13 protein-coding genes are annotated in these 12,575 nt (G+C 51.4%); 7 read left to right on the forward strand and 6 right to left on the reverse strand.

The features are described 5' to 3' along the window. The first annotated feature begins 63 nt into the window (after window positions 1-63). Window positions 64-1,254 carry an MFS transporter gene (locus tag ACK13D_RS00985; protein WP_029519302.1) on the forward strand — a complete coding sequence of 397 codons (1,191 nt, stop codon included), beginning with the start codon at window positions 64-66 and terminating at the stop codon, window positions 1,252-1,254. 94 nt (window positions 1,255-1,348) lie between these two features. Here ACK13D_RS00985 and ACK13D_RS00990 read toward each other — a convergent pair whose 3' ends face one another. Continuing rightward, complete coding sequence (locus ACK13D_RS00990) at window positions 1,349-2,266, reverse strand: LysR family transcriptional regulator (protein ID WP_010259086.1); 918 nt, start codon at window positions 2,264-2,266, stop codon at window positions 1,349-1,351. A 130-nt stretch (window positions 2,267-2,396) separates the two neighbouring features. On the opposite strand from ACK13D_RS00990, the gene ACK13D_RS00995 reads away from it, so the two are divergent. The 3 genes from ACK13D_RS00995 to ACK13D_RS01005 are packed head-to-tail and all read left to right on the forward strand — an operon-like array spanning window position 2,397 to window position 5,194. After that, the gene (locus ACK13D_RS00995; RefSeq protein WP_010259087.1) at window positions 2,397-3,794 is read left to right on the forward strand and encodes an amidohydrolase family protein; all 1,398 of its coding nucleotides are present in this window, start codon (window positions 2,397-2,399) and stop codon (window positions 3,792-3,794) included. A gap of 14 nt (window positions 3,795-3,808) precedes the next feature. Next, entirely contained in the window at window positions 3,809-4,276 is a 468-nt protein-coding gene (locus ACK13D_RS01000) for a DMT family transporter (RefSeq protein WP_010259088.1), read from the forward strand. Window positions 4,277-4,333: 57 nt separating this feature from the next. Further along, window positions 4,334-5,194 carry an SMP-30/gluconolactonase/LRE family protein gene (locus ACK13D_RS01005; protein WP_010259089.1) on the forward strand — a complete coding sequence of 287 codons (861 nt, stop codon included), beginning with the start codon at window positions 4,334-4,336 and terminating at the stop codon, window positions 5,192-5,194. Window positions 5,195-5,325: 131 nt separating this feature from the next. Here the strand turns inward: ACK13D_RS01005 and ACK13D_RS01010 are convergent, their stop codons facing one another. Further along, complete coding sequence (locus tag ACK13D_RS01010) at window positions 5,326-6,966, reverse strand: methyl-accepting chemotaxis protein (RefSeq protein WP_033773742.1); 1,641 nt, start codon at window positions 6,964-6,966, stop codon at window positions 5,326-5,328. Between the two features lie 699 nt (window positions 6,967-7,665). Here ACK13D_RS01010 and ACK13D_RS01015 point away from each other — a divergent pair. After that, window positions 7,666-8,271, forward strand: coding sequence for a hypothetical protein (locus tag ACK13D_RS01015; protein ID WP_010670695.1), 606 nt, complete (start codon window positions 7,666-7,668; stop codon window positions 8,269-8,271). Window positions 8,272-8,412: 141 nt separating this feature from the next. On the opposite strand, the gene ACK13D_RS01020 is transcribed toward ACK13D_RS01015, so the two are convergent. Continuing rightward, window positions 8,413-9,129 carry a helix-turn-helix transcriptional regulator gene (locus ACK13D_RS01020; protein ID WP_010670694.1) on the reverse strand — a complete coding sequence of 239 codons (717 nt, stop codon included), beginning with the start codon at window positions 9,127-9,129 and terminating at the stop codon, window positions 8,413-8,415. Window positions 9,130-9,186: 57 nt separating this feature from the next. Here ACK13D_RS01020 and ACK13D_RS01025 point away from each other — a divergent pair, with 57 nt between their 5' ends. After that, entirely contained in the window at window positions 9,187-9,552 is a 366-nt protein-coding gene (locus ACK13D_RS01025) for a VOC family protein (protein ID WP_029519300.1), read from the forward strand. Window positions 9,553-9,629: 77 nt separating this feature from the next. Here the strand turns inward: ACK13D_RS01025 and ACK13D_RS01030 are convergent, their stop codons facing one another. After that, window positions 9,630-10,232, reverse strand: a complete 603-nt coding sequence (locus ACK13D_RS01030) for a site-specific integrase (protein ID WP_010670692.1) — start codon at window positions 10,230-10,232, stop codon at window positions 9,630-9,632. Between the two features lie 165 nt (window positions 10,233-10,397). Here ACK13D_RS01030 and ACK13D_RS01035 point away from each other — a divergent pair, with 165 nt between their 5' ends. Then, window positions 10,398-11,000 carry a LysE family translocator gene (locus ACK13D_RS01035; protein WP_029519298.1) on the forward strand — a complete coding sequence of 201 codons (603 nt, stop codon included), beginning with the start codon at window positions 10,398-10,400 and terminating at the stop codon, window positions 10,998-11,000. Between the two features lie 141 nt (window positions 11,001-11,141). On the opposite strand, the gene ACK13D_RS01040 is transcribed toward ACK13D_RS01035, so the two are convergent. Further along, on the reverse strand, window positions 11,142-11,444 hold the full coding sequence (locus tag ACK13D_RS01040; protein ID WP_010670690.1) for a putative quinol monooxygenase: 303 nt from the start codon (window positions 11,442-11,444) through the stop codon (window positions 11,142-11,144). Window positions 11,445-11,507: 63 nt separating this feature from the next. Further along, entirely contained in the window at window positions 11,508-12,524 is a 1,017-nt protein-coding gene (locus tag ACK13D_RS01045; RefSeq protein WP_010259091.1) for an NADP-dependent oxidoreductase, read from the reverse strand. Between the last annotated feature and the right edge of the window lie 51 nt (window positions 12,525-12,575).

Here is a 12,575-nt window from a genome sequence, read left to right on the forward strand (position 1 = left end):
ATCTATATTGTGTAACTCATGCGTCCTTTAAAGTCTTTCTTTTTACCAGAGAACGCAAAATTTATGTCCTACACTACGAACAGGTGGTCTTCAATCATACTTGCGACCGGCATCCTTTTTATTGCCATTAACCTGCGAGTTCCATTTACCGCTATCGCACCCGTTTTAGAGTCCGTTCGCCATGATTTTGGGCTAAGTATCACTGCCGTTGGGTTGCTTAACTCACTGCCTTTACTGGCATTTGCCGCATTTTCTCCCCTGAGTGCATCAATTTCCCGGAAGTACGGTCTGGAGCGCACCCTTTTTGGTGCCCTGGCCGTGATTTCGGGGGGTATCCTGCTTCGCTCCACAGGCAGTGTCTGGGCGCTTTATGGCGGAACCATATTGATAGGTATCGGGATTGCTCTGGGCAATGTCCTGCTGCCTGGCCTTATAAAGCGTGACTTTTCTGGCAACGTGGCTTCCGTAACAGGGGCATATTCCATCACCATGGGCGCCGCTGGCGCCATTGGCTCTGCCATTGTCATTCCTCTGACGCAGATCTGGGGCTGGAACATCGCGTTAGCCATGCTGGTTTTAGCACCGCTGCTTGCGTTGCTTTTATGGTTGCCCCAGTTAAAGAAGAAGCATCAGCTGCCAGTAGCGGGTGAGAAAAAAGCGGCGACCGTCGCGGTGTGGCGCTCGCCTCTGGCATGGCAGGTCACCTTGTTTATGGGCCTGAATGCGATGCCGTTTTATGTTGCTGTCGGCTGGCTGCCAGCCATTCTTACGGACAGTGGACTCTCTTCAGCTCAGGCTGGTGAGGTACATGGCATCCTTCAGCTTACCACCGCCATTCCCGGCCTGATTCTGGCAGCCACGCTGCGTCGTCTTAACGATCAGAAATTAGCTGCTGCTGGCGTCAGCCTGTTAACCGGGGTGTCATTTATCGGCATCCTGTATTTGCCGAATCTGGCGATGCTTTGGGCTGCGCTTCTCGGCTTTGGCTCAGGTGCCAGCATGATGCTGGGTCTGACCTTCATCGGGCTGCGTACTAAAAACGCCGGTGATGCTGCCGCGTTGTCAGGCATGGCGCAGAGTGTCGGTTATCTGATGGCGGCGATGGGTCCGCTGTTGCTGGGCAAAGTACAGGAGTTGTCCGGAGGCTGGACGGTACCATTACTGATAACCGCAGCAATCGCAGTCGCAGGTGCCTGCACCGGAATGGCTGCCGGACGAAACGCTCACCTGGAACCTGTACAGCAGCCGGGGTGAATTAGCTGACACAGCAGGGGAAACGATCGGTTTCTCTGCTGAGGATGCTATTAATTGTCGTTCTGAAGCGTTTACCTGTTACCGGAGCCGTCTTTTACCGGGAAGACCGTTTCTCACCTGCTCCTTCGTTGAAAAGTCCGGCAACCCAGTCAGCAAAAGCACGCACGGCAGGAGAGAGAAAACGCTGATGCGGATAGAGCATCGTCACCGGCACGGAGGGTGGCTGCCAGTCCGCCAGAACTTCGATCAGTTTGCCTTGTTGCAGATTCTCCGAAATCACATTCTCAGCAAGCTGTGCCAGCCCAAAACCTTCAAGACACAGTCTGATGTAGAGTCCCGTTTCGTTAACGGCTGCATCCCCCTCAACCTGAACAGAGAAGGGCTCAGTGCCTCGTGTGAAACGCAGTTCATTAGTGCGCCTTACCGAACCGGAAAAGTAATGAATCGCCCGATGCTGCGACAACGCTTCCGGCGTCTCAGGGACACCATACTCCCTGAGATAGTCCGGAGAGGCGCAGGTTACCCAGCGAAACCGGCCAAGCGGACGGGCAACCAGTGTGGAGTCAGTTAATTCCCCGGTTCGGATGACGCAATCCACTCCTTCCTGAACAAGATCGACCTGCCGGTCGCTGACACCAATCATCAGGTAAATATCCGGATAATGCCGGTAAAAGTCTTTCAGATTGGGCATGACGATGAAATGGGCAATTCCACCAGGCATATCAACCCGCAGCCGCCCCTGAGGGCGTCTGATGGATTCAGTCAGGCTGGATTCACTATGTTCAATTAGCGACAGGATCTCCCGGCATTGCGCCAGATACTGCAGGCCTTCAGGAGTAAGGCTGACCCGCCTTGTCGTGCGGTTCAGCAGACGCACCTGCAGGTATTTCTCCAGGTTTTTAATCGTGCTGGTGACGGTGGAAGAAGGCAGCGACAGGGTTTCTGCCGCGCGTACAAAACTCCCGGCTTCAGCAACCCGCGTGAAAACCTGCATAGCCTGAATCCGATCCATCGTCCTGCTCCTGGGTAAAAGTGAGTCTGATTATTCGCTAATTATGAATTATGAAAACGCTTTAAGCATCTTTTTCAGGGTAATTACGTGACGTATCGTTTCCCCATTAATCAGGAAAGAGGCAGGTTTAATGACCGACTACATCAGAAATATTGTTAACAATCAGAATGTCACTTTACAGGCTACGTTGATTCGTGGCGCGACGATACTGAGCATGGACGAGAACGTCGGTAACATTGAGCGTGGCGATATTCTCATCAACGGCTCAACGATTACCGCCGTTGGCCAGAACCTTGATGTACCGGGTGCGCATGTCATTGATGCCACTAACATGATCGCCATGCCGGGAATGGTCGATTCTCATCGTCACGCATGGGAAGGACAGCTGCGCCGCATTAACCCAAACGCTACCTGCCTGGACGACTACAGCAATGCCACACACTTCTCGTTCGCTAAATATTACCGTCCTGCCGATATCTATGTTGGCAACCTGCTGACGGCGCTTGGCGCTATTGACGCGGGCATCACCACGATGATCGATAACTCGCACAACAGCCGAACCGCAGCGCATTCCGATGCCGCCGTCGAGGCCCTGCTTGATACCGGCATTCGTGCCATTCATGCTTCCGGCGCACCGGTAGCTGGCGAATGGGATAAAGCGCACTGGCCGGGAAACTGGCAGCGTCTGCAGGACAAGTATTTCAACGACAACCCTGAAAGCCTGGTCTCTCTCGCCGTCATGGCGCAGCTGGAGCCGGAGTTGTGGGCCGAGGCCCGCAGACTGGGATTGTCGATTGTCACTGAGTTCTTTGGTGCGGAGATGGGAGCTGAACTTAAATCACTGCATCAGCAGGGGCTGCTGGGTCCGGACAATATTTTTAATCACTGCACGGCGCTGCCTGACGAGGGATGGAAAATTCTGCGCGAAGCCGGTGTCCGGGTGAACGTCTGCCCGCGCTCAGATTCGCACTATGGCATCGAAAGCGGAATGTTCGCCATTGAGGCCGCGCAGCGTCATGGCATCAATCCTGGCCTGAGCGTAGACAATGAAACGTCGTACAGCACCGACATGTTTATGGAGATGCGCGTCGCCTTTTACCTGCAGCGCGTGATGGGCATGCATCAGCAGCAGTGCTGCGATTCTGAACATGCGCTGAAAACGCTTCCGGCGGCGCAGCTCCTTAAAGCCGCGACTCTTGATGGCGCGGCCTGTGCAGGGATGCAGGACAAAGTGGGCAGCCTGACGCCAGGCAAACAGGCTGACCTGGTGCTGATTAATACCAGTGATATCAATCTTTACCCGTCCGGCAATGCCTTTGGTACGGTGGTTCATGCCGCCGAGCGCAGCAATATCGACACCGTCATGATCGGCGGACGCATCGTTAAGCAGAACGGTAAGGTGCTGGGCGTGGACAGCACGCGACTGCGGGCGGCGATTGATGAGTCACGTGAGCACCTGTTTGCCGCCTCTGGCTACCAGCCCGACAATTTTGCTGACACCTTCCTGCCGCTGGAGCAGGCAGACTGAAAGGAATGAAAAGCATGATCTATTACGTAATCGCTTTTGCCGCAGGTCTGGGGATCACTCTGCAGACGACCCTGAACAGCCAGCTGGCAAAGGGACTGGGCGGCGACCCGGTCACTGCGGCGCTGTTTTCCTTTACGGCGGGCGCGTTAAGTCTGGGGGTTTACGCGCTGCTGAGGGGAGGATTGATGACATCGCTGGCGGCGATCCCGTCGCAACCCCTCTGGAGTCTGACGGGTGGAATGATAGGCGCATGTGCCCTGTTCAGCTATGTCGTGCTTGCGCCGAAAATCGGGTTTTCAGCTCTGCTCGGGCTGGCGATTGTCGGACAGTTACTTTCCTCGCAGATGATTGACCACTATGGGTTGCTGGGTGCTATGCGGCGACCGGTTTCGTTACTCAGGCTGGGGGGGATGGTTGTCATGCTGATCGGACTTGCCGTCATGCTTTTCGGCGATCGGCTCTCTGCACGTTTTCTGCAGTAACTGCGTTATCCACTTTTGCCATCGTGCAGTTCGACCTTTTATATCCGGAGGATTAACATGTTTTCAATTGCAGCTGAAGTCAGGAATACGCTTGGAGAGTGCCCGCTTTGGTGTGAGAGAACCCGCAGACTCTACTGGACTGACATTGAAGCCAGTGAACTGCTCGCCATAGAAGAAGGCAATGATGCAGTGATGCGCTGGTCGCTGCCTGAACGCCTTGGCTCCTTTGCACTGACCGAAAAGAGTAACATTCTGCTGATGGGATTCGCGTCAGGGCTGGCTTTCTATGATCTCAACAGCAGTTTAATTACCCCAGTGGCCGCTTCACCGGGAGACATCGGGACCCGCATAGGTGATGGACGATGTGACCGTGCCGGTAATTTTGTCTTCGGGACGATGGATGACGGTTATCCCGTTAAAGTCATCGGTAAGTTTCATCGACTCAACGCGGCAACGCTGACTGTTGAGACGCTTGCACTGCCCGATGTCGCTATACCGAACAGCATCTGTTTCAGCCCCGATGGTGGTACGCTCTATTACTGTGACTCGATGCAGGGTCGGATAATGTGCTGTGATTACCCCTTGCTGCAGAACCAGCGCGTGTTCGCCGAAATCGAAGGCAGCGGCGCGCCTGACGGCTCCTGCGTGGATGACATGGGCTATCTATGGAATGCTGAATGGGGAGGAAACCGTGTTGTCCGTTACCGCCCGGTTGGGACCACAGACGCTATTCTGACGTCACCTGGAATCCAGAGCACCTGTCCGACACTCGGCGGTGAGGGTTTTACCCGTCTCTATTGCACCACGGCTACAGTGGGACTCACTGCGCTGTCTGAATATGACGGTGCATTGCTGAAAGCTGAATCTGATGTCAGCCCCGGCTTACCTGAAAATCGCTTTGCGGCACACACAGTTTAACGGTTTTGATTCTGACAGAATTTTGCCAGTTCAGGCTCAAAGAAAATGTCCGCTTCTGGCACAAAGCGGACATTCTTAAGAGTCAATACGGAAAAGGAGAGAGGCTGCGCTCTGCAGGACGCAGCCAGATATCAGAAGGTCGTCCAGTTTCCGTCTGTATCAGCAGGCGCATCTTTCTTCACTACGGCTGGTACAGATACAATTGCATGCCGGGTGGCTGCAGGATGAGAGACTGCAGCAAGCGTGAACACCGACACCGACTGCAGCAGCAGGGATGCCTGTTCGCGCAGGCTCTGCGAGGCTGAAGCTGATTCCTCGACCAGTGACGCATTCTGCTGCGTCACACCATCCATCTCCGTTACGGCGATGCCGACCTGCTCAATACCGCGGGCCTGTTCGGCACTTGCAGCAGTAATTTCCTCAACGGTATCACTTAACTGACCGACCGATGACACTATATCCGCCATCGTGGTCACAGACCGGCTCGCCAGGGTGCTGCCTGCACTTACGCTTGCAGAGTTTGCCTCAATCAGCTGACGGATCTCACCGGCTGCTGTGGCGCTGCGGCTAGCCAGCGTGCGCACCTCACCGGCGACGACGGCAAAACCACGCCCCTGCTCACCCGCACGCGCCGCCTCTACCGCCGCATTAAGGGCCAGTATGTTGGTCTGGAAGGCAATGCTGTCAATCACCGATGTGATGTCCGCAATCCGGCCAGAACTTTCGCCGATAGATTTCATGGTTCCGAAAATGTCGGAAGTCACCTCGCTGCCCTGACGGGCGACCTCTCTCACGTTAACAGCAAGCTGTGCCGCCTGACGGGCATTGTCGGCATTGTTTTTGACTGTGACGCTGAGCTCGCTCATGGTAGCAGCGGTCTGCTCCAGTGCACTGGCCTGCTCCTCGGTGCGCTGAGACAGGTCTGTGTTCCCCTGCGCAATCTGCAGGCTGGCTGCGGCAACGCTCTCGGCATTCCGGCGTACTGTGCTGACCGTCTGCGCCAGCGAGTCCTGCATCTCAGCAACTGCGGTGAGCAGCATACCGGTTTCATCCCGTCCGCTGACAGGGACGGCCTGACTCAGGTCTCCGCGTGCGATGCGTTGTGCGGCGGCAAGCGTTATGCTCAGTGGGCGGGTAATGCTGCGGGTGATGAGCCAGGCTGCGGCGACGGCAAGCAGAATGGCGGCAGCACTCAGCGAAGTCAGCAGAATGGTGGCCGCATGTTGTTCATCTTCAGCAGCACTACGCGCCGTTTGCATCTGTTGTTCCTGAAAAGATACCAGGTCTGCAATAGTTTTCAGATAGTCAACCTGGGTCTGGTAGCGCGGACCAAGAAGAAGTTGTGCGGCCTCGTCCCGCTTGCCTGCCATTCCCAGCGCGACAACGTCATCAGAAAAGGCAAGATACTGACTGCCGGTGCTCCTGATTTGCGCAATCAGCTCCCGGCTTTTGGGTGCCTTCAGCAGGGCATCAACCTGATCAACCGTAGCGGTAATTTTATCATGTACCCTGTCATAATCTTTTTTAAAGACGGCCTTCCGGTCAGGTGCATCCGCCAGGACAACGTTACGGACCAGCCGGCTAAGGTCAGTTGAATAGTAACGCAGATTGGTTGCAGTCGAGGCCTTCTGATAGCGGCTGCCTGCAAGCGTATCCGCCGTCTCTCCCAGAGACTGAATGCGGGTAAATCCGGTAAACGCAACGATAACCAGAAGAAGAAGGATGAAGGCAAACGCAGCGCCAAGCCGCGTGCCGATTCTGATGTTGTTCATAAGGTTCCTAGCTGAAATAACGTTTAATTAATAGAGCTTTACATGTGGATTAATGCTTATCTTATCTTTTATTTTTGTAGGGTCATTCAGAGGCAGTTGGGGGTTATTGCTGTATGCGGCTTGCGCAAAATGTTGGACTACAGGGAATGCATATCGATGCACTTACCTATTCATGCTGTGATGATTTTTTGAAGATTAAACCGGTGTTTCTCCGGCAGGTCTGGTGACAGAAATAAAAAATCCCGGCACAGGGGAAGCAAAGCCGGGAACCACTTCTAAAAGCACAAACGCTGTCAGTGACAGAGGCAATCATACCGACAGGCATAGCTTTTATCGGTTCGCTTATCAGAAACTTTATTTCTTATGAAAGATTACGCCTGAGTGAGTGTATGCATCTCCATTGGGAAAGGATGAGTGCTTCTGCCAGTTCCGTGATATGCAACTCTATTGATGTTCGCTTTGAGCGAAAAGCGGACTACCAAGGGGTATGTCAGGCAGCATGGTGTGGAAAATATAATAAGGATTTGCTTCCAATGAAAATGAGTAATTTTTAGACTTGTGGCCAGCCGATGAGTACAGCACCAGAAACACTGAGTTTAGAATACCTTGTGCAGCAGACCGAGTATCATCTGCACTATGTACACTAAAAAATGGCATTGTTCAGACCCCATATCTGCAGCTGACTAAAGTGAAAATAAAATGAACAAAAGCAGTCTTAAAGCCTTTTCCGTGCTACGTGTTCTGACGTTGACGTGCGTGCCAATACTTTTACTGGGTTGCGCCAGTGCACTTTGCCCTTTTGGCAGCACTGAAGGCACGGTTCCGGACTTTAAAAATAGTTACTGGATATCCACTGAAAAAAAACCGGCTAAGACCAATGAACAAGTTCTGGAGGAATGCACTCATGCTGCCGATGCTGAAGAGCAACGCCTTTCGCAGGCCTATTTGCAGCTGTGTAAAACCGGCCATATAACCGGTGAAAACCAACGCTTTGCACAGAAATTACTGGGCAATCCACTCTTTTCTGTCTCTACAACAGCAAAAGCGGCACCTCAGCATCGGTCAGATGAATCAGCTGAAGCTCAGCTGAGATGGTCGGTGACTTATAGCGATAATCCCCAGAACTTTAAGGAATTTTGTGGCTATTACGTTGAAAAAAACGCAGCGGAACGGTCCGGCACCATGCTGGGTTTACAGGTGGGACGTTACAAAGAGCAAGTTTTTAAACAGTGCATGGCAGAAAACCATATGGCGCTCATTGTTCCAAATACTGAATTCAGTAAGTGCGATGCGATATCGTGGTAAGCAACCGTGTAAGCCGTGAAAGCAAGCGTCCGATTCTGGCACAAAGCGGACTGACGGCAGGCCAGGGTCCGCTATGAGCGAAGAGCGGATATATTTATAGATAAGAACAGACCTGCATTTTCTGGAGCAATCATACCCATTTCAGCTACGCGTGGGAACGATGTTATCCAGACCTGCATTACGCCATATACGGAGTAAGCTATGCCGGGAATGAGGATATCCTTCCTGCAGGTGCTGAAGAGATTTTAATCGCGTTACGTCGAAATGACGAAAGTCGTTACGTTTTTCACACCATGCAGCAAGCACAATAGCGCCGGAGAAGTAACCCAGCGCGAAAGGCCATATCGTTCTTTCACTCATATTACCGAGTCTGTCTGTATAACCTGCACGGATTTTACGCCTCCACCTGATGGCGCTTCGAACAACGCCCAGGTTTTCAAAGTAGTGATGAGCTTCCTGTCTCTTTCCCACCAATAATGTCGAGTCATCAAACAGTGTCTGTAACTGTGGCGGAAGACCGTGGCGGACTTTCCCCGTTACCTCTGAAGCCGCTTTAGCAATGCCCTTATCACCATATGTGGCTACCCAGCGTAAACCGAGCGCCAGTGCATCGAGCTGTTCGGGGGTAAACATCACCGGCGGTAAATGATGGCTCCGGGAAAGGATATATCCTGTGCCAGCCTCACCCTGAATGTCGGCACCCTGAGCGCGTAGTGCGCCAATATCACGGTAAAGTGTACGAAGACTGATTGAAAGTTCTTCAGCCAGACTGTGGCCGCTTATCGGATAGCGATGCTGATAAAAAATCTGCAGAAGATTGAGAAGGCGTTCTGCTCGTTTCGGTCCTGATGCTGACATGTTCTGTCAATGCTCCCTGCAATAGTGAAGTCTCATTCTTTTTGGCGTGAGAGACTCATGATACCTAACCTGATCATTCTTTATGTTGATAATCCGATTGTCAGCAGTGGTTTTTACCAGAAGCTATTCAATACAGAACCAGACGTGATGCTTCCGACGTGGGTGGCTTTTTCCTTTAATAACGGCCTGAACCTTGGACTATGGTCAACGACAGCGAGTGACTTTGTATCCTGCGGTGTAGGTAGCCGAACTGAATTAAGTTTTATGGTGAAAGATATTCAGGAGGTTGATGTGCTTTATCAGCAATGGTCAGAGAGCGGTGTGCAGATAGAACAGGAGCCCAAACATGCTGTTTTTGGCAAGACGTTCGTTGCGCTTGATCCTGACGGGCACCGTATCCGGGTATGTATCCCGGACGAATAAGTTAAAACGCTTACCTCCCATTTTTGAACCTGACGCATTCGCTTCTGGCACAGGGCTGCTGTTGCAGCCCTCACAGTCTAGACTTCAATTGACTCCGATATTTCCAGAGCATCATCTACTTCAATGCCAAGGTAACGTACTGTGCTTTCAAGTTTTTTGTGCCCCAAAAGTAACTGGATTACCCGAAGGTTCTTCGTTTTTTTATAGATAAGATATGGCTTGGTTCTGCGCATTGAGTGCGTACTGTAGAGCGTCTCATCAAGACCCAGTTTCCCAATCCATCCATGAAAAATGCGGTTATATTGTCTGGTTGAGATGTGTCTTGAAGAACCAACGCGGGACTGGAAGAGATAGTCGCTATTACTTAGTTGAGCCATTTTGATCCACGCGGCTACAGCCTCTCTGGTTCCCTTAGTCAGTTCAAACTGAACAGTGCTGCCCGTTTTCTGCTGCAGCACTGTCGATCTGCCCGAAACAGAGTGCCCATAGGCTATATCAGAAACTTTTAGCTTAACCAAATCACAGCCCCGAAGTTTACTATCCAGAGCCATGTTAAAAAGAGCCAGATCACGAACTTTTCCTTCCAGCTCAAGACGGATACGAATTCCCCAGATATGAGAGATCTGAAGAGGCCGTTTCTGGCCGATAATGCGGCTTTTGTTCCAGGGGGATGTTGTCATGTTCAATCTCCATTGGGTCAGGAGATGTGATTATGAGTGTCCCGTATGAGCGAAGAGCGGACCTTTTTTGGCAAAGATTTATATATTCCAATTGCTTTAAATATCACTTTCTGGCGAAGCGCCTTAATGGAAATCAAGTAGAGCATCAATTAATATCCAAAACCTATGGAAATAAATCTTTATGGCTTTATGCCAGCACTACTCCCTGTTGCACTGTCCCCCGGAGCAAGCTTCACTCTTGTTATGAATGGAGCTCTGGCTGGCGGTTACAAAGGACTATTCAGAACGCTTGCCGGAACAGCCTTGGGTATATACACACATGCGGTTCTCATAGGGCTAGGTATAACCGCTGTGATCATCTCGTCTCCAGCAACTTTTGCGGTGTTGAAAGTTTTCGGAACCGCCTATCTGCTCTGGTTAGGAGCAATGCTCATCCGCAGCGGGATAAGGTCAAATGCCAGCGGGCTTGCTGTTACGAAACATTCGGTGACTTTAAGAGAGGCCTGGATAGCTAATATTTTGAATCCTAAAGCCATCATTTTTTATCTGACAGTCGTTTCGCAGTTCGCAGGGATACAGGGAGGCGTCTACAACTATCTGACATTGGCAACAGTACATGTCGTGGTCATGAGCGTTTGGCTTTTCGCTGTCAGTCAAACACTTATATTTTCAGTAAAAAAAACAAATCCATTAATGCTCAAAAAATACGTCAACATTGCCGGCGGGGTGTTGCTCATTGCTTTTACTCTGCACAGCCTGACCCAGTAACTCATCACCTTTAGCAAAAATGTCCGCTTCTGGCACAAAGCGGACCATCGTCCAGGCTTATGCCTGCTATGAGCGAAGAGCGATTACTCACAGATCCGAGGCTTGATAATAAAGCACTCTCGATTTTAATAAGATTTTTATTTACCCATCCATAAGCCCTCTCTCGTTACAGGCGTCATATTTGAAGAGTTCCCCCTTCATTTTTCCCTGCCATCGGTTGATAAACTCTACCGTGTCGGTTTTTATAAGATGGGCATTGAGCGCGTCCTGATCCACCCATCGTTCTGATATAAGCAAACTTCCGGTCTGATAGTCCTCCACGGCAGCTTTATATGAAATGTTTCCATCACGTTGTCGAACGGCATTTGCCAATAAGTTAAGTTCTCCCATAAATTTTTCCAGGACAGAAGGATCAATGTACATATAACCGGAAATGATAAGCATCTTATTTTTCCTTTAACTGACTACTATTCGCCCTCAGAAAATGGCTGATCAGGGATGGGGTAATCAGAAGTTAGTCAGCACAATTTTGCCCTGGATACTTCCTGACGAAGCGCGCTGATGTGCGGCTGATGCCATGGCTAACGGATAGGAGCTGTCAATCACGACGTTGATAATGCCTTTTTCCAGTAAAAGCCCCGCTTCGGATAGCTGCAGACCACTTGAACGCACTTGCGTTGTTGACACAGTAATCCCTTTTTGAGCGGCCTCAGTCTGCCCGGTAAAACTCAAAGGATTCACCAGAAATAGTGCTCCGCCCTGTCTGATGCAGCTTAAAAAGCGCTCTATATGCTTTCCGCCAACAGCATCAATAACCAGATCGACGTTTTTCACTACATTCTCAGCGGCTACTTTGGTGTAGTCGATAAAATCATCTGCGCCCAGTTCGCGCATAAGCACTTCATGACGGGAAGAAGCGACGGCAATGACTCTCGCACCCTTCCACTTCGCGATCTGAACAGCAATGTGCCCTACGCCTCCTCCTGCACCGTTAACCATCACCGTCTGGCCTTCAAGCAGAACCGGTTTATGGTTGAAAGATTGAAACGGATTGGGCGCATCATGGCCGACGTCGACAAGAAATTGCCACGCGGTGAGCAGTGACATCGGGGCACCCGCTGCCTGGATATGGTCTATTCCATGAGGTTTTAACGCCACCTCTGATGCAGGAACGCTTACATAGTCGGCATAAGCTCCACTACCGGCCATTACCCCATCAGGAAAACGCACCATTGAATAGACTTCATCTCCGGTGCTGAATGCGGAAACATTTTCGCCCACGGCTTCGATAACACCTGAAACATCCGTTCCCAGGATTAAGGGAAAGTGGGGTTCGGGCCGCCACTCAGCCGGAAGCGGCCGATAACCATCACGCAGATACAAGTCTGGTGGGTTCAGACTTGCGGCATGCACGCGCACAAGGACTTCGTCAGCCCCGATAGTTGGGCGGGGTGCATCTTCATACCTGAGATTCTCCGGGCCACCAAACGCATGTAGCTGTACTGCTTTCATCATTTCAGTCATGGTAATTTCACTCCAACACAGATTCAGGTGCCAGAATATGACCAATTGTGA

Origin of the sequence: Pantoea sp. K16, assembly GCF_048452805.1 — a bacterium.
Taxonomy (GTDB): Bacteria; Pseudomonadota; Gammaproteobacteria; order Enterobacterales; family Enterobacteriaceae; genus Pantoea; species Pantoea agglomerans.